General features: G+C 64.0%; 18 protein-coding genes and 1 pseudogene. 11 read left to right on the top strand and 8 right to left on the bottom strand.

Going from position 1 to position 15,844, the window contains the following annotated elements:
- The first annotated feature begins 11 nt into the window (after nt 1-11).
- A complete protein-coding gene (locus tag LB571_RS12920) occupies nt 12-1,052 on the top strand; it encodes an SDR family oxidoreductase (RefSeq protein ID WP_224594902.1) in 1,041 nt (346 codons plus the stop codon).
- 34 nt (nt 1,053-1,086) lie between these two features.
- Here the strand turns inward: LB571_RS12920 and LB571_RS12925 are convergent, their stop codons facing one another.
- Nucleotides 1,087-1,977, bottom strand: a complete 891-nt coding sequence (locus LB571_RS12925; protein ID WP_140724097.1) for an SDR family oxidoreductase — start codon at nt 1,975-1,977, stop codon at nt 1,087-1,089.
- A 135-nt stretch (nt 1,978-2,112) separates the two neighbouring features.
- On the opposite strand from LB571_RS12925, the gene LB571_RS12930 reads away from it, so the two are divergent.
- Nucleotides 2,113-2,523, top strand: a complete 411-nt coding sequence (locus tag LB571_RS12930) for a winged helix-turn-helix transcriptional regulator (RefSeq protein ID WP_140724094.1) — start codon at nt 2,113-2,115, stop codon at nt 2,521-2,523.
- Nucleotides 2,524-2,576: 53 nt separating this feature from the next.
- Nucleotides 2,577-3,842, top strand: coding sequence for an FAD-dependent oxidoreductase (locus tag LB571_RS12935; protein ID WP_224594903.1), 1,266 nt, complete (start codon nt 2,577-2,579; stop codon nt 3,840-3,842).
- On the opposite strand, the pseudogene LB571_RS12940 reads toward LB571_RS12935, so the two are convergent.
- A pseudogene (locus LB571_RS12940) lies at nt 3,790-4,528 on the bottom strand (glutathione S-transferase family protein). The gene LB571_RS12935 and the pseudogene LB571_RS12940 sit on opposite strands and share 53 nt — an antisense overlap.
- A 101-nt stretch (nt 4,529-4,629) precedes the next feature.
- Between LB571_RS12940 and LB571_RS12945 the strand changes: the two are divergent.
- On the top strand, nt 4,630-5,088 hold the full coding sequence (locus tag LB571_RS12945) for a MarR family winged helix-turn-helix transcriptional regulator (RefSeq protein ID WP_224594904.1): 459 nt from the start codon (nt 4,630-4,632) through the stop codon (nt 5,086-5,088).
- 20 nt (nt 5,089-5,108) lie between these two features.
- Here the strand turns inward: LB571_RS12945 and LB571_RS12950 are convergent, their stop codons facing one another.
- A complete protein-coding gene (locus LB571_RS12950) occupies nt 5,109-5,624 on the bottom strand; it encodes a hypothetical protein (protein ID WP_224594905.1) in 516 nt (171 codons plus the stop codon).
- A gap of 346 nt (nt 5,625-5,970) precedes the next feature.
- Here LB571_RS12950 and LB571_RS12955 point away from each other — a divergent pair, with 346 nt between their 5' ends.
- Together LB571_RS12955 and ilvC are read left to right on the top strand one after the other, a co-directional pair.
- Nucleotides 5,971-6,624: a TetR/AcrR family transcriptional regulator gene (locus LB571_RS12955; protein ID WP_224594906.1), complete on the top strand. Its 654-nt coding sequence runs from the start codon at nt 5,971-5,973 to the stop codon at nt 6,622-6,624.
- A gap of 24 nt (nt 6,625-6,648) precedes the next feature.
- Entirely contained in the window at nt 6,649-7,668 is a 1,020-nt protein-coding gene (ilvC, locus tag LB571_RS12960; RefSeq protein ID WP_140788742.1) for a ketol-acid reductoisomerase, read from the top strand.
- 73 nt (nt 7,669-7,741) lie between these two features.
- Here the strand turns inward: ilvC and LB571_RS12965 are convergent, their stop codons facing one another.
- A complete protein-coding gene (locus LB571_RS12965; protein WP_140788739.1) occupies nt 7,742-8,323 on the bottom strand; it encodes a BA14K family protein in 582 nt (193 codons plus the stop codon).
- 189 nt (nt 8,324-8,512) lie between these two features.
- Between LB571_RS12965 and LB571_RS12970 the strand changes: the two genes are divergently transcribed.
- The 4 genes from LB571_RS12970 (at nt 8,513) to LB571_RS12985 (ending at nt 11,105) form a co-directional block, all read left to right on the top strand.
- On the top strand, nt 8,513-9,625 hold the full coding sequence (locus LB571_RS12970) for an endonuclease/exonuclease/phosphatase family protein (RefSeq protein WP_015317313.1): 1,113 nt from the start codon (nt 8,513-8,515) through the stop codon (nt 9,623-9,625).
- Between the two features lie 6 nt (nt 9,626-9,631).
- On the top strand, nt 9,632-10,348 hold the full coding sequence (locus LB571_RS12975) for a hypothetical protein (RefSeq protein WP_224594907.1): 717 nt from the start codon (nt 9,632-9,634) through the stop codon (nt 10,346-10,348).
- 80 nt (nt 10,349-10,428) lie between these two features.
- Complete coding sequence (locus LB571_RS12980; RefSeq protein WP_140615778.1) at nt 10,429-10,683, top strand: FitA-like ribbon-helix-helix domain-containing protein; 255 nt, start codon at nt 10,429-10,431, stop codon at nt 10,681-10,683.
- The gene (locus LB571_RS12985) at nt 10,680-11,105 is read left to right on the top strand and encodes a type II toxin-antitoxin system VapC family toxin (protein WP_224594908.1); all 426 of its coding nucleotides are present in this window, start codon (nt 10,680-10,682) and stop codon (nt 11,103-11,105) included. The genes LB571_RS12980 and LB571_RS12985 overlap by 4 nt, the downstream gene beginning before the upstream one ends.
- Nucleotides 11,106-11,165: 60 nt before the next feature.
- Here the strand turns inward: LB571_RS12985 and LB571_RS12990 are convergent, their stop codons facing one another.
- From LB571_RS12990 to LB571_RS13005, 4 genes are all read right to left on the bottom strand, one after another.
- A complete protein-coding gene (locus LB571_RS12990; RefSeq protein WP_224594909.1) occupies nt 11,166-11,405 on the bottom strand; it encodes a hypothetical protein in 240 nt (79 codons plus the stop codon).
- Between the two features lie 131 nt (nt 11,406-11,536).
- Nucleotides 11,537-12,754 carry an ABC transporter permease gene (locus tag LB571_RS12995; RefSeq protein WP_224594912.1) on the bottom strand — a complete coding sequence of 406 codons (1,218 nt, stop codon included), beginning with the start codon at nt 12,752-12,754 and terminating at the stop codon, nt 11,537-11,539.
- Nucleotides 12,751-13,458: an ABC transporter ATP-binding protein gene (locus LB571_RS13000; RefSeq protein ID WP_140714721.1), complete on the bottom strand. Its 708-nt coding sequence runs from the start codon at nt 13,456-13,458 to the stop codon at nt 12,751-12,753. Before LB571_RS13000 ends, LB571_RS12995 begins: the two co-directional genes overlap by 4 nt.
- 4 nt (nt 13,459-13,462) lie before the next feature.
- Entirely contained in the window at nt 13,463-14,749 is a 1,287-nt protein-coding gene (locus LB571_RS13005; protein WP_140660983.1) for an efflux RND transporter periplasmic adaptor subunit, read from the bottom strand.
- 101 nt (nt 14,750-14,850) lie between these two features.
- Here LB571_RS13005 and LB571_RS13010 point away from each other — a divergent pair, with 101 nt between their 5' ends.
- Nucleotides 14,851-15,759 carry a PhzF family phenazine biosynthesis protein gene (locus LB571_RS13010; RefSeq protein WP_224594914.1) on the top strand — a complete coding sequence of 303 codons (909 nt, stop codon included), beginning with the start codon at nt 14,851-14,853 and terminating at the stop codon, nt 15,757-15,759.
- The last annotated feature ends 85 nt before the right edge of the window (nt 15,760-15,844 follow it).

Genomic DNA, 15,844 nt, shown 5'->3' on the forward strand with positions numbered 1-15,844 from the left:
GGAGGCGGCCATTGGGCGGCGAATTGGTGCTTGTCACCGGCGGATCGGGTTTCCTCGGCGCGCACTGTATTCTTGCCCTGTTGAAGGCGGGCTATCGCGTGCGCACGACGGTGCGCGCCGCCAGGCGTGAAGCCGATGTTATCGCCATGCTCAAGGCCGGCGGCAGCGAGCCGGGCGACAGGCTTTCCTTTGCCATAGCCGACCTCATGGGCGATGCCGGCTGGCCCGACGCTGTCGCCGGCTGCGACTATGTCCTGCATGTCGCGTCACCATTTCCGCCCGGCGTGCCGAAGCATGAGGACGACCTGATCATCCCGGCTCGCGAAGGCGCGTTGCGCGTGCTCAGGGCGGCGCGAGATGCTGGCGTCAAACGCGTCGTGCTGACCTCGTCCTTCGCCGCCATCGGCTACGGCAAGATGCCGCCCGGCGGCCGGCCTTTCACTGAGGAGAGCTGGACCGATCCGACGGCCAAGGTCAGCGCCTATGTGAAATCGAAGACGCTCGCCGAGCGCGCGGCCTGGGATTTCATCGCCGCCGAGGGTGGCAAGCTGGAGTTGGCCGTGGTCAATCCTGTCGGCATTTTCGGACCAGTGCTCGGGTCCGACCATTCGACCTCCACCGAATTTGTTCAGCGCATGATGAACGGTGCGATGCCTGGGTTGCCGCGCCTGTCGTTCGGCGTGGTCGACGCGCGCGACGTGGCGGACCTGCATGTGCGCGCAATGACCAATCCCGCCGCCAGTGGCGAGCGCTTCCTGGCTGTTGCCGGCGATTTCATGACCGTGCGGGAGATCGCCCAGACGGTGAAAACGCGGCTCGGCGCGGCCGCCTCGCGGGTCACGACGCGGGAGCTTCCCGATTGGTTGGTGCGGATGGTGGGGCTGTTCAACGCGGAAGCCGCGCAACTCGTGACGGAACTCGGCAAGGTCAAGAACGCCACCAACGCCAAGGCGGTGCGCATGCTCGGCTGGAGGCCGCGCTCGCGCGAGGACGCGCTGGCCGCCACCGCCGAAAGCCTGGTCCGGCTCGGGCTGGTCAAGACCCCGAAATAGCGCGGCGGGAGAAAGACTTCCCGCCGCGCTGACATCAACCCGCCAAGGCGGCCTTGTTGGCCTCGAGGAACTGCTTCAGCGGTACCGATTTCCGACCGGAAAGTGTCTCAACCGAATCCGTTACCATGCCAAGGTCGCCGGCGCGCGTGGCGGCGTCGAAGGACACCAGGAGCCTGGCGATCGGCTCGGGCAGCCCGGCTGCCTTCATGCCTTCGGTCAGCGCTTCATCGGAGAGCTGGACGACCTGGATCGGCTTGCCTGTGACTTCGGTGACGAGCACCGCGACTTCGGCTGATGTATAGGCCTTGGGGCCAGTCAGCGTGTAAGTCGTGCTTTCGGTGTTATCCGAAGCCAGCCCCGCGGCTATGGCCGCGGCGAGGTCGTCACGCGCGCCATAGGAAATCGCGCCGTCGGCCGCCGACGTATACCATTGGCCCGATGCGAGGATTTGCGGCATCGCCATGAACAGGTTCTCGTCGTACCAGCCGTTGCGGAAGATCGTGTAGGGAATGCCGCTGGCCTTGATCGCCTGCTCGGTGTCGTAATGATCGGGGGCAAAGAGCACGGCGGAACCGGGTTCGGTGTTGGGCAACGAGGTGTAAAGCAGGTGGCCGACGCCAGCCTGCCTGGCCGCCGCGACGGCGGCAAGCTGCTGCTCGCGCCGCTTTCCCTGGATCGCCAGCTCGTTGGTCGAAATGATGAGCGCCCGGTCGGCGCCCGCGAAGGCTTGGGCAAGCGAGGCCCGATCGTCGAAATCAGCCTCGCGAACGGTGACGCCGCGCGCCGACAGGTCGGCAAGATTGGCGGGCGTGCGGGTCGTGGCGATGATCCGGGCCGCCGGCACCTCGAACGTGTCCAGCAGATGGTTGATGACGCTGCGGCCGAGCTGGCCGGACGCGCCGGTGACGAGAAGAGTTGCGGTCATGGGGGATCCTGACATTGCGCCGGAAGGGCGGTTCGGGTGGTGGTCTCAAAAAGAGACCAACACTAAAATAGGAATTGACCCGGTGCCGTAAAGAAGGCAGTTTTTGGGGAGGTAGGCACACGCAGGGAACCAGCCATGGACAGCCGGACCGTCAATCTGAAATCCAAACTCGAAGTCTACAAAGCGATGACCGACGGCGGAAACATTGCCGATTGCCCGGTCCGCGATGTCATCCAGGGACTCAATGGCAAATGGAGTTCGCTGCTGACGGCGGCGCTGGCCGAGCAGCCTTATCGCTTCGGCGAGCTGCGGCGGCTGGTTCCCGATATCTCGCAGCGCATGTTGACCCAGACGCTCTACGATCTGCAGCGCGACGGCTATGTGCGCCGCGAGGTGTTTCCGACCAAGCCGCCCAGCGTCGAATACAGCCTGACCGACCTTGGGCGATCGATGTTCGACGCTTTGCAGTGTCTGCTGCAGTGGGCCGAAAACAACCATGACGCAGTGCGTGGCGCGCGCACTGCCTTCGATTCGACGCAGGCTTGACCCACCGGGTAGCGCTCGGCGTCGCGACTTGATTTCATCCGGCGGCTGAAGGATTGTCCCGGCCAGTTCGGCTTGGGGGCAGCGGCATTTCCTACGATATCGCAATCGCCGGCGCTGGTCCGGCCGGGCTCGCCGCGGCGCTTTATCTCAAGCGCGCCGGCCACCGCGTCACCATCTTCGAGCGCTTCGAGGAACCGAGGCCGGTCGGCTCCGGGCTGATCCTGCAGCCGACTGGGCTGACGGTGCTCGCCGATCTCGGCCTGCTCGACGATATAATGGCGCTAGGCAGCAGGATCGATCGACTGCATGGGGTCGATGCGTCGAGCGGCCGCACCGTGCTCGATGTCCGCTACGATGCCCAGCGCGGCAACCGTTTCGGCCTGGCGGTACACAGGGCCGCCCTGTTCGGCGTACTCTTTCGCGCTGCCCGGCGCGAGGCGATCCCCATCGAGACCGGCGTCGAAATCGAGGCCCTGGAGACCGGCGAGCGGGCGACGCTGATCCGAGGTCATGGCCGAAGGGAAGGGCCGTTCGATCTAATTGTCGACGCCAGCGGCGCGCGCTCGAAGCTGCGGCGGTGCGCCGGTAGTGCCGAAGCGCCGCGGCCACTCACCTATGGCGCGTTCTGGGCATCGCTCGGCTGGCGCGGCGAGGGCTTTGACGAGCACGCGCTTCTGCAGCGCTACGACATGGCCAGCGTGATGATCGGCGTGCTGCCGATCGGGCGGCCCGAGCCGGGCGCCGAAAGGATGGCGGCCTTCTTCTGGAGCCTGAAACCGGCGGATGCCGATATAGTCCGCAGCTTCGGCATCGATGCCTGGAAGGAGCGGGTGGTGCGGCTGTGGCCGCAGGCCGAGGCGTTCACCAACCAGATCGACAGTTTCGACCAGCTCTCGCTGGCCCGCTACGGCCATCACACGATGAAGTTTCCGGTTTGCCGGCGGCTGGCCGTGATCGGCGACGCCGCCCATTCGACCAGCCCGCAGCTTGGCCAGGGCGCCAACATGGCGCTGCTCGACGCCGCGGCACTTAGCTATGCGCTGGCGCGAGCGGACGGCGTGGAGACAGCGCTGGAAGCCTATGCGCGAGCGCGGCGCCGGCATGTCAGGGTCTTTCAGGCACTGTCGCTGGCGTTCACGCCCTTCTACCAGTCGGATTCGGTGGCGCTGCCCTTCATCCGCGACAGGCTGGTGGCGACGATCGCCAAGATCCCGCCGGCGCCGCGGTTCCTGGCCTCCATGGTCGCCGGCACGGTGATCGATCCGTTCAGGCGGGCTGGGCTTGCCGAAGCGCTATGGCCGGATCGCCTTGCCGAATGAGGCTCGATAGAAATGATCCCTTCGCCCGCAGGAAGGCATGCAGGCGCTGCGGATAGTCCGGCGCCACGGCCTGCCTGATCGACGGACGGTCACTCGACGCACTGCGCCAAGCCTGGACAAGCGGCTTGCCGTCAAGAATACCGAAATCGCCGATCCGATCGAAGGCGTCGAGGTAGCGGAAGACCGGACCGTAAACGGCATCGACGAGGGAAAAGCGGCTGCCAGCGAACCATGGCCCGCTCCGCCCGGCGCCGCCCGGCAGTTCAGCCTCAACACGGTCGAACATTGCCGACAGCGCGCTGGCTTCGGCGAGGAAGCCGGCCTCGCTCGGCGCTGAATAGAACCGGCCGATGGTGTTGAGGATGGCTGAGCCATACTCGATCCAGGCGCGGTGCCGGGCGCGTGCATAGGGGTCGGCGGGGTGGGAGGGGATTGGCCTGCGTTTCCTCGAGGAATTCGAGGATGACCGCGGATTCGAAGATTATCGTCTCGTCGCCATTTTGCCGTACGCGCAGCAATGGCACCTTGCCGAGCGGCGAGATCGCCTTGAACCAGTCCGGTTTGTCGGCAAGGTCGATGTCGATCCGCTCGAACGGCACGCCTTTCTCGGCCAGCGAAATCGCGGCGCGCTGGACATAGGGGCAGAGCGGATGGCTGACGAGAACAAGGGTGTCGGCGGGTCTCATAGGAATGTGCCTTTCAATGTCGATGCAAATTGCATTTATGTAGATGCATGTGCATTGAACGTCAAGCTTGATGCATCTGCATCTATCGCCTAGGGTGGGCCATGACCGAAAAAGCCAAGCCTTCGCCTGAAGCCATCAAGGCCTGGGCCCGCCTGATGCGGGTTTCGCGCCAACTGATGGAACGGGCCGAAGACGCGCTGAAGGAGGGCGGCCTGCCGCCGCTCGCCTGGTACGATGTGCTGCACGAGCTTGCCGAGGCGGGCGAGGGCGGCTTGCGGCCGTTTCAACTGATCGAACGCACCCTGTTCGCGCAGTACAACATCTCGCGGCTATTGGCTCGGCTCGAGGCCGACGGGCTGGTCGAGAAACTGCCGGTGGCCGATGATGGCCGCGGCCAGACCATCCGCGTCACGGCCAAGGGACGGGAGACGCGCCGCCGCATGTGGGCGATCTACGGCAGGTCGATCGAGGAGTTGGTTGGCGCGAAGCTGTCGTCGGACGAATTAAACACGTTTTCGGCAATCCTCGGCCGGCTGCGCGATCCGCCAACCGCGGGCTGATCTCTGTCGCCTATTCGAAATCAGAGTAGCCGGGACAGTCGGCTGGGCAAAACCCGACCTCCGCCTAGCCGGACGAGCCCAAATACTGAATTGACGATTTCGTGCTCCGGTGTGCTCAGGAATTTGGACTGAACATGGACCTCGCAAGGTTTGCGCCAGATCAGAAGCGGATATCCGAGCCGCAGGGATCTGGGCAAAAGGGAGGGGTCGCGCATTTGTAGTGTGGCGCCCCAGTTATGGATTGGCCGCGCGCTCACGACATCCATCCACTTGACCGACAACCCAGAGCGATGGTCGATCAGCCCCTGTTTGTCGATAATCAAAACTGGTTCATTCGATCGGGTATCCTGGAAGGAAAAAAGCGCGGCAGCCGATGCAAGCGGGACCATCCCAAGAGCGAAAAGTCCAAACAGCGTTAATGCCATGTCTTCAAATAACGTTCGGTGGATCTGGGGAGTGCCGAGAAACAACGTCACCGCGGCAATGGCCATTATGAGCGCAACGAATGTCCAGACAGCGCCGACGAAGATGGTCATTCGTCTGTTCACATATGCCGTAACCGGAAGCTGGACCACTGCTGGCGGGACCACGGATTTCCGGAAAGTGGGCTCGCCTGGAATGACTATGAATTGGTCACCGTCGGATGGCGTTACAGTCTGCATCGCTCGTCCGGAAATTCACGTTGCGCTTGGTCAGGAATAACGTTCCCGCATTACCGCCAGATTTACAATAAGCATGGCTTTGTAGGTTTCCCGTCCCGGGGCTCGCTGCGGCGAAAGGGCTTGCATACGTCGACACAATACGTCATAGAAGTTCCGAACCGTAACGTACGGTACGGCTCTCTGGATGACCAGGTGAGCTTTGTCTTGCCGAGGGAAGAGCGTGTTGCACAGCGTGCCCGACATCGACAACAGCGCGGCGCTGACGGAGCGGCAGCAGGCCGTCCTGGACGCGGCTTTGCGGCTGCTGGTTGAGGAGGGCGATCATCTGACCATGACCGCCGTGGCGCGTCGCGCGAGCTGCTCGAAGGAAACACTCTACAAATGGTTCGGCGATCGCGACGGACTCTTGACGGCGACCGTGCAGTGGCAGGCCTCGAAAGTGCGGGTGGCTTCGGTCGACGGCAAGGGGCTTGACCTTGCCTCGCTCACGGCGAGCCTGGAGCGCTTTGCCTCCGACTGGTTGAAGGTGATCTCCAGCGATACGTCGATCGCCCTCAATAGGGTGGCGGTCGGCCATGCCGGTTCGGGGAAGGACAATCTCGGCGCCGTCGTGCTGGAGAATGGGCGCTTTGCGCTGGCCAAGCGGCTGAAGCCCGTGCTGGAAGCCGGCCGGCAGGCCGGGCTCCTTGAATTTACGGATGCCGAGACGGCGTTCCGTACCTTTTTCGGGCTGGTTGGCCGGGACGTGCAGATCCGCCTGCTGCTCGGCGACCGGCTGGAATTGACTGAAGCGACGATCGGCGGCGATGCCGTCCGCGCGACGCAGCAGTTTCTCGCTCTTTTCGGAGCAAAAAACGGGCCTCAGGGCTTTTGATCTTCAAAACGGGAAGGAAGTAAAATGCGTGTCTATTACGATCGTGATGCCGATCTGAACCTGATCAAGGGCAAGAAGGTCGCCATCATTGGCTATGGCAGCCAGGGCAGGGCGCATGCGCTCAACCTCAAGGATTCCGGCGCCAAGGAGATCGCCATCGGTCTCAAGGCCGGCTCGGCGACCGCCAAGAAGGTCGAGGCCGACGGGCTCAAGGTGATGAGCGTCGCCGACGCCGCCAAATGGGCCGATCTGATGATGATGGCGACGCCCGACGAATTGCAGGCCGACATCTACAAGAACGAAATCGCGCCGAACATCCGCGACGGTGCCGCGATCGCCTTCGCGCACGGTCTCAACGTGCATTTCGGCCTCATCGAGCCGAAGTCGACCGTCGACGTCGTCATGATCGCGCCAAAGGGCCCGGGCCACACGGTGCGCGGCGAATACCAGAAGGGCGGCGGCGTGCCGTGCCTGGTCGCCGTCAACCAGGACGCCTCGGGCAACGCGCTCGATCTCGCGCTTTCCTACGCCTGCGGCGTTGGCGGCGGCCGTTCGGGCATCATCGAGACCAATTTCCGCGAGGAATGCGAGACCGACCTGTTCGGCGAGCAGGTCGTGCTGTGCGGCGGCCTGGTCGAACTGATCCGCGCCGGCTTCGAGACGCTGGTGGAAGCCGGCTATGCGCCGGAAATGGCCTATTTCGAGTGCCTTCACGAGGTCAAGCTGATCGTCGACCTGATCTATGAAGGCGGCATCGCCAACATGAACTACTCGATCTCGAACACCGCCGAGTGGGGCGAATATGTCTCGGGTCCGCGCATCATCACCGCCGAGACCAAGGCCGAGATGAAGCGCGTGCTGAAGGACATCCAGACGGGAAAGTTCACCTCGGAATGGATGCAGGAATACCGCGCCGGCATGTCCCGCTTCAAGGGCATCCGCCGCAACAACGACGGCCACCAGATCGAGGAAGTCGGCGCCAAGCTGCGCGCCATGATGCCGTGGATTTCCAAGAACAAGCTGGTCGACAAGGCCAAGAACTGAGCGAACCACGCTCCGCTGTCAATCATGAAAACGGCGCCACGTGGCGCCGTTTTCATTTCTAGTCTCAGGCAACTCAACTATAGGGCGACCAGCACTGCTGGCGCGGGCCGTTATAGGGTTGGAACGTGTTGTCGTAGGCGCGATACGAGCGGTAGCGGTTATAGCACCATTGCACATGCGCGTTCGACAACCGGCCGGCGCGATAATAGCGGCGCGGCGCCGGCGCATAGTAATCGTAGTTGTTGTAGTTGTTGTACATGCTGCCGAGGCCGAGCCCCAGGCCGAGACCGAGGACCGCCGCAGCGCCATCATCGTAGTAGCGTCCGCCACGATAATGATGGCGGCCATGGCGCCAGCGCCAGTTGTCGCCGCGGTTCCAGTTGCCACCACCGTTCCAGTGGCGGCCGCTCCAGTTGCCTCCGCCATTCCAATGGCGGCCGTTCCAATTGCCTGACCGGCGCCATCTCCAATCGCCGCCGTTGTTTCCGCCAGCCCAGCCCTCGCGGACCGGGATGACCGTCGGCGCGGCGGTGCTGGCCGGGATCGACACATCCGGCTGCAGAATCGGCGCGGCAGCGGATGGCGCCGTGATGCCGGAGACAATACCGAGCGCTATCAGCCCGGATTTGACAGTGGAAGAAAAGAGCGCGTTCATTGCACTTCTCCAAGAGAACAGGCCCCACGCCTACCCTGGGAATGGGCTTACCGTGGACCTTTGCGTCTGAACGGCGGATGAACGGAAAGGTTCCGTCAACCATGGCGTGAAACCCACCGGGACCAAGGGATCCCTGCTTGTGGTCCTGCGATCTTGTTTTCCGCCGCTCTTGCAGGCAAAGGTCAGCGCATGTCGCTGCGCCTTGCCACCTTCAATGTCGAGAACCTGATGAACAGGTTCGATTTTTCCGGCTTTCGCAACCAGCTCAACGAGGATCGCACGCTGGCGCTCTTCGATATCCAGAGCGAGGCCGAATACAAGATGCTGGAACAGGCGCGCGCCATCGCGCAATCCGACGACACGCGCCAGCTGACGGCGTTGGCGATTGCAGCCGCCCGTGCCGACATCATCTGCATGCAGGAGGTCGACAACATCGAGGCCTTGAAGGCCTTCGAGTACGGCTATCTGTTCAAGATGGTGGGGCAGGGCTACCGCCAGAAATACACCACGTCGGGCAATGATTCGCGCGGCATCGATGTCGCGGTGATGATGCGCAACGAGACCGCGCAGGGACAGCCGATCGAATTCGTGCGCATGACCAGCCACGCCTATGTCACCTACGAGCAGTTCGGGTTGCATACGCCCGAGCTGGCGGCCCTCGGCAACCAGCCCAATGAACGCATCTTCCGGCGCGACTGCCTGGAGGTCGACATCAAGGTGGGCGGCGCGCCGATGACGCTCTATCTCGTGCACTTCAAGTCCATGGGCTCTCCCCGCAACGGGCTCGACGGACGCGAGGCGACAATGCCGGTGCGCATCGCGGAGGCGCAGGCCGTGCGGCGCATCATCGAGGAGCGTTTCGGGGCGGAGCACGCGGCCGACAAGCGCTGGGCGATCTGCGGCGACATGAACGATTACCGCCAGCGGGTGAAGATCGCCGGCGATGAGGTCGACGGCTACCGTTTCGAGGTGGTCGACGAGAACCTGTCCTGCATCAATGTGCTGACGGCGGGCGGCTTCTGTGAAAATGTGGTCGAGCGGCGGCCGGAAATGAACCGCTGGACCTTCTATCACACACGCGGGCCGCAAGAGCGGCATCTGTGCCAGCTCGACTATATCCTGCTGTCGAAGGGGCTGGCGGCGAAGAACGCCACCGCAGTTCCCGACATCATCCGCAATGGCCAGCCCTGGCGCACGATCTTTCCCGCGGGCCAGGAAGTCGAGCGCTTCCCGCGCGCCGGCTGGGACCGGCCCAAGGCTTCGGACCACTGCCCGGTGGCGATCACGCTGGACATGGCCTGAGCCGACATGAATTTTGATCTTCCGCGCAACGTCATCCTGCCGGTAGATGCCATCGATGTGCGTCTCGATCCCGGCTCGCATCCCTTCGCGGTGGAGAATGCCGCGGCGATTGCCGAGAACTGGCGCCGCGAGATCGCTGCCAATCCGGCGCTGTTCGACGGCATTGTGGTGCTGCTTTCCGAGCTTGCCTATCGCGACCGCAGCCTTATCGGCCGCTGCCATGCGGTCAATTACTCCACCTTCATGCTGTGGCGGAAGCGGCGCGAGAATTCCGGCGCCGAACACGCCTATGCCCATGCCGTGCTGGTGGCCGGGGACAACGCTCTGGTGGCGATCCGCATGGGACCGCGAACCGTCAGTGCCGGCCGGGTCTATTTCGCCGCCGGTTCGTTCGAGCCGATCGATTTCCGCGACGGTCTCGTCGATGTCGATTTCAACATGATGCGCGAGGTGCGCGAGGAGACCGGTATCGACCTGTCGGATGCCAGGCGTGGTGTGCGCTGGCACGCTCTGTCGACGGCAAGCGGCACCGTCATCTTCCGCCGCTATCACGTCGACGCGCCCGCCGATGAGATCGCGCGCCAAATCTTGGCCTTCGTCGCCACCGAAGCCGACCCGGAGATCGAGGGGCCGGTGATCATCCGCCATGCCGGCGACCTGCCGGACGGCCTGTCGCCGCACATGAAGCCGCTGATCGAGTGGCATTTCGCGCGCGCAGACTAATATCGGTGCGTACCAGTTGTATCGATAGCAGATTTTCTATGTTGATAGCAGTGACATCATTGTAGATTGGAATGATATCGATGAGCGCCGTCACGATCCGCAATTTGCCAGAGGAGACGCTCCGCGCCTTGAAGGTGCGGGCTGCGCATCATGGCCGCAGCACTGAGGCCGAAATGCGTGAGATCCTGGAAACGGCCGTGCGGCCGGCCAATCGGGTCAAGCTCGGTTCGCTGCTCGCCGCCATCGGCCGCGAGGCCGGATTGTCGCAAGAGGATGTCGATACCTTGCAGCAGCTCCGCGACAAAACACCGGGCGAGCCGGTGCGGTTCGAATGATCCTCATCGACACCAGCGTCATGTTTGAGCCATGGAGACCTGCACCCGATCCTCGCGTCATCGCGTGGATCGACGCCCAGGCCGTCGAAACCCTATATCTTTCGGCCGTCACCGTGGCTGAGTTGCGTTTCGGGATCGCGGCCATGCCTTCCGGCAAGCGCCGCACGATCCTGCATGATCGTCTTGAGCAGGACGCGTTGCCGTTGTTTGCGGGCCGCATTCTGCCGTTCGACCTCGACGCGTCGCGCGCCTATGCCGATCTCATGGTACAGGCGAGAGCCGCAGGCAAGGCGATCGGCAACGCCGACGGTTATATCGCGGCGACGGCCGTAGCGCACGGTCTCACTGTCGCCACACGTGACACCGGTCCATTCGCGGCCGCCGGTTTGAACATCGTCAATCCGTGGGAAAGCGCGTCGTAGCCCCGCCTGCCACTGAAACCGTACGTCGGTGCCGCGATCATGTCGTGGAGCGGCCAGGCCCTATGATGTCTTGCTTGTGAGTGCCTTGCGGTCGTTGCGCGCGGCGGCGAAGAACAGGATGAAGCCGATACCCAGCAACCCACCGATGGCCATTCCCATCGTCTGGCCAACGACCGCCTGGAAATCGGCGGTGACGCGGTCGGGATTGGTCATGCCGTAGCGGGCGAGATACCACCAGATGCCTGCAAGGGCGGCCTCGATGATGATCATCACCAGGATCACGCGCGCCTTCTTGCTCATCAGCCGCTCCTCGACCAGATATGCCTTGGCATAACATCGCCAACACAGTGACGATAGGTTGGGCAAGGCGGAAACGTCGAAGGTTGTGTAAAACCGGCCCGGAGTGCCGGACGCCCTCGCAGCTTACCCTTTTACTCGTGACGCAAGGCGTCGATCGGATCGAGCCTGGCGCCGCGCAGCGCCGGGAAGAAGCCGAACACCATGCCGATCAGCGCGGAGAAGCCGACGGCAAGCAGAATGACGGCCGGGCTAGGCGCGAAAGGTATGGTCAGCGTCACCGAGGCAAGGCCGGCCAGCGCCAGCCCAATCAGGATGCCGATGATGCCGCCAAGCAGCGACAGCACCGTCGCCTCGACCAGGAACTGGATGAGGATGTGCTTTTCATGCGCGCCGATGGCGAGCCTGATGCCGATCTCGCGCGTGCGCTCGGTGACCGACACCAGCATGATGTTCATGATGCCGATGCCGCCGACCAGCAGGCTGACACCGGCGACCGCGCCCAGCATGCCGGTCATCGTGGTGGTGGCGCTGGCCATGGCGTCGGCGATCTGGGTCATGTCGCGGATGGCGAAATCGCTCTCGCGGTCGGGCGTGATGCGGCGCGCATCGCGCAAAATGTCCTCGACGCGCGGCTGCAATTCGCTGGTCGGCGTGCGGTCGTCGGCGGCGATGTAGATGTTGTCGATGTCGCGGTTGCCGGCGATGCGGCGCTGATAGGCGGCGAGCGGCATCAGCACGACATTGTCCTGGTCCTGGCCGAAGCCGGTGTAGCCTTTCGGCTCGAGCAGCCCAACGATCCTGCAGGAGGTGCGGTTGACGCGGATGATCTCGCCCTCGGGATCGCCGGCGCCGAAGAATTGCTGGCGCACCGTCTCGCCGATCAGGCACACACCGGTGCCGGAGCGGGTTTCGGAATCGCTGAACGGGCGGCCGGACACCAGTTTCCAGTCGCGTGCGTCGAGATAGGCGCTGTCGGTGCCGGTGACGCCAGAGGTCAGGCTCTCGGTGCCGAAGATGACGCGCACCTGCTTCTGCACCGCCGGCGAGATGGCGCGCGCACCGGTGAGATGCGCAACCAGCGCCGCCAGATCCTTTTCCGCCAGCGGCCGCACCGCCTGGTCGAGCCCGCCCGGACCGCCGGGGCCGGCCGGGCGCCCGGCTCGGACGACCAGAAGATTGCTGCCGAGCTTGGAAATGTCGGACTTGACCTTTTGCGTGGTGCCGGAGCCGATGGTCAGCATGGCAATGACGGCGGCAACGCCGATGACGATGCCGAGCAAGGTCAGGAACGAGCGCAGCACGTTGCGGCGGATCGAGCGCAGCGAGAGGCGGACGGTTTCCCAGATCATGCCACCTCCATATTCATGGTGTCGGAGGCGACATGGCCGTCGAGGAAGCGGATGGTACGCTCGGCATATTCGGCGACATCGGCTTCGTGGGTGACCATGGTGACGGTCAGGCCAAGCTCTTTGTTCAGACGCGTCAGCAGCTCCATGATCTCATGCGTGCGTGCGGTGTCGAGATTGCCGGTCGGCTCGTCGGCGACGAGCAGCGTCGGCCTGGTGACGATGGCGCGTGCGATCGCCACGCGCTGCTGCTGGCCGCCGGAGAGTTCGGCCGGCGTGTGATGCTCGCGGCCGACAAGGCCGACCTCGGCCAGCGCCTGCATGGCGAGGTCGCGGCGCTCGCGGGCGGCGACACCACGATAGATCAGCGGCAGTTCCACATTTTCGGCCGCGGTGGTGCGTGCCAGCAGATTGTAGCCTTGGAAGACGAAGCCGACATAGAGGTTGCGCAGCATGGCGCGGCGGTTGCGGTCGAGCCGGCCGGCATCGACGCCCATGAAGGAATAGGTTCCGGCCGTAGGCGTGTCGAGGCAACCGATGATGTTCATCGCCGTCGACTTGCCGGAGCCCGATGGGCCCATGATGGCGACGAATTCACCGCGCCGGATGGCAAGGTCGACTCCGGCCAGCGCATGCACCTTGGCTTCGCCCTGGCCGTAGCTCTTCCAGACCTTGTCGAAGGTGATGAGGGGGGCGCCCGCGGCCACTGCCTCAGCTCCGCGACTGCGAAGCGGTGATGATCTGCGCGCCTTCCTCCAGGCCGGAGGTGATCTCGGTCAGTTCGCCATCGGTCGAACCGATCTTGACGTTGACCGGATGCGGGCGGCCGTTCTCCAGCACATAGAGCGTGCGGGAACCATCGGTCGGGGCCTTCGCCACCGGGCGCTGGCGATTGCCGCGGCCCATGCGGCCGGTGAACAGGTCGCTCAGGCTCCAGCCGCGCGCCGCTTGCTGCGCCGGGCGATAGCGGAAAGCGGACGAGGGCACGGTGAGCACGCCCTTGGCTTCCCTCGTGACCACAGAAACGGTGGCGGTCATGCCGGGCCGCAGCAGCAACTCGTTGTTGTCGACTTCGAGCCGCGCATTGTAGGTGACGACGCCGTCCGTCGTGACCGAGGCATAGGAGATGTCGCGGATTTTGGCATCGAACGGCCGCTCCGGGAAGGCGTCGACGGTGAAACGGGCATGCTGGCCCGACTTGACCGCGCCGATATCGGCTTCGTCGACCGCCGCCACCAGTTCCATGTTCCTCAAATCGGCGGCGATGATGAACAGCACCGGCGCCTGCAGCGAGGAAGCGACCGTCTGGCCGGGGTCGACCGAACGCGTCAGCACGATGCCGTCGATCGGCGCGTAGATGGTGCTGTTGGCAAGGTCGGTCTGCTGCGACTTGAGATCGGCATTGGCGATGGCGAGATTGGCCTCGGCGCTATCGAGTGCCGCCTTGGAACGGTCGCGCGTCGCGGTCGCCGCCTCGAGCGACTGGTCGGTTGCCATGCCACGCTTGGTCAGGGCCGCGGCGCGGACAAGCGCGCTCTCGTTCTCGGCGAGCGTCACCCTGGCATCCTCCACATTGGCGGCCGCTCCCTTGGCGGACGCTTCGGCGCGTTCGATCTGGACCTGCAGCTTGGCGGTGTCGAGGGCCGCCAGCACGTCGCCCTTCTTCACCTGCTGGTTCTCGTTGACCGCGACCGAGCGTATGATGCCTGAGAGCTGGCTTGATATGTCGACCTGGGTGAGCGGCTGCAGCGTGCCTGTCGCCGACACCTGGACGGTGAGGTCGGCCTTGGCGGCCGGCACCGTGGTGTAGTCAATCCTGGTCGGCGTGCCCGCATACCATTGATAGAGGCCAAGGCCGGCGGCAAGCACGATGAGGGTCAGCAACGCATAGAGCCAGCCACGCCGGCGCGTCCTGCGCCGACCGGTCTGGTCGAGCCCAAGCGCCGTCTCGATGGCGGAATCCGATTCCGTCTTTGGCAGATTGACAATCTGGTCCACGTCGGACCCCTATGATGCGTAATGTCCCTGTCTGTGCACAGATCAGGCTTACCGGTTCGAATATCAAATTAAATTTCGCCCATGTTGGGATTGAGGCAGGGATGCAAACCCGGAATTACTTGCTTTACGATGTGTTTACGACCGAGCGACTGGCTGGCAACCCGCTGGCCGTGGTGTTGGATTGCAAAGGTCTGGACACGGCCGCGATGCAGGCCATCGCGCGCGAGTTCAACCTGTCCGAATCGGTTTTCGTGTTGCCGCCGGACAATCCCAAGCACCGCAACCGCATCCGCATCTTCACGCCCGATTATGAAATGCCATTCGCCGGCCATCCGACGGTGGGCTCGGCCATCGCGTTGGCCGAACTGGCGGGCGAGGGCGGCGCCGGCATCTTCGTGCTTGAAGAGAACATCGGCCCGGTGCGTTGCGCGGTCAGCACGCATGACGGCGCCACCTTCGCCGAGTTCGACCTGGCGAAATTGCCGGAGCCGCTGAAGCTGGAGGCCGATCCGGAGGCGATCGGCGCTGCCCTTGGCCTGGCGCCGCACGAGATCGGCTTCGAGAATCACCGCATCGCCTTCTGGTCGGCCGGCGTGCCCTATGTGACCATTCCTGTCGCCAATCTCGAAGCGGCGGGCTGCATCCGGCTGGACAACCAGGCATGGTCGGAACTGGCGCCGCGCAAGAGCGAATGGGCCTTCGCCAGCCCGTACGTCTATTGCCGCGAAACGGTGAACCACGAAAGCGCTTTCCATGTCCGCATGATCGTTCCCGGCACGCCTTCCTATGAGGACCCGGCGACCGGTTCGGCAGCGGCGGCCTTCGCCGGCGCCATCATGCATTTCGACGGTCCGACGGACGGGGTTTCGCAGCTATGGATCGAACAGGGACTGGAGATGGGCCGGCCGTCGCGCATCCGCCTCGAACTGACCGTGCAAGGCGGAAAACTGGCGTCCGCGCGCATTGGCGGGCATGCGATCAAGGTGGCGGAAGGCAAGCTTTTCGCCTGATTGGAGAGAGCCTCGGTCGATTTGTCGGGAAATGATTCCAGCAGGGCTGGACAGGACCGGTATCGGCGGCTATATGCCCGCCAAC

This window comes from Mesorhizobium sp. BR1-1-4 (assembly GCF_020165375.1).
GTDB lineage: Bacteria > Pseudomonadota > Alphaproteobacteria > Rhizobiales > Rhizobiaceae > Mesorhizobium > Mesorhizobium australicum.

Bases quoted from the DNA above. Each gene is read 5' to 3' on its own strand.
- LB571_RS12925 (WP_140724097.1), bottom strand. From the start codon at position 1,977: ATGACCGCAACTCTTCTCGTCACCGGCGCGTCCGGCCAGCTCGGCCGC.
- LB571_RS12930 (WP_140724094.1), top strand. From the start codon at position 2,113: ATGGACAGCCGGACCGTCAATCTGAAATCCAAACTCGAAGTCTACAAA.
- LB571_RS12945 (WP_224594904.1), top strand. From the start codon at position 4,630: ATGACCGAAAAAGCCAAGCCTTCGCCTGAAGCCATCAAGGCCTGGGCC.
- LB571_RS12950 (WP_224594905.1), bottom strand. From the start codon at position 5,624: ATGACCATCTTCGTCGGCGCTGTCTGGACATTCGTTGCGCTCATAATG.
- ilvC (WP_140788742.1), top strand. From the start codon at position 6,649: ATGCGTGTCTATTACGATCGTGATGCCGATCTGAACCTGATCAAGGGC.
- LB571_RS12965 (WP_140788739.1), bottom strand. From the start codon at position 8,323: ATGAACGCGCTCTTTTCTTCCACTGTCAAATCCGGGCTGATAGCGCTC.
- LB571_RS12970 (WP_015317313.1), top strand. From the start codon at position 8,513: ATGTCGCTGCGCCTTGCCACCTTCAATGTCGAGAACCTGATGAACAGG.
- LB571_RS12975 (WP_224594907.1), top strand. From the start codon at position 9,632: ATGAATTTTGATCTTCCGCGCAACGTCATCCTGCCGGTAGATGCCATC.
- LB571_RS12980 (WP_140615778.1), top strand. From the start codon at position 10,429: ATGAGCGCCGTCACGATCCGCAATTTGCCAGAGGAGACGCTCCGCGCC.
- LB571_RS12985 (WP_224594908.1), top strand. From the start codon at position 10,680: ATGATCCTCATCGACACCAGCGTCATGTTTGAGCCATGGAGACCTGCA.
- LB571_RS12990 (WP_224594909.1), bottom strand. From the start codon at position 11,405: ATGAGCAAGAAGGCGCGCGTGATCCTGGTGATGATCATCATCGAGGCC.
- LB571_RS12995 (WP_224594912.1), bottom strand. From the start codon at position 12,754: ATGATCTGGGAAACCGTCCGCCTCTCGCTGCGCTCGATCCGCCGCAAC.
- LB571_RS13010 (WP_224594914.1), top strand. From the start codon at position 14,851: ATGCAAACCCGGAATTACTTGCTTTACGATGTGTTTACGACCGAGCGA.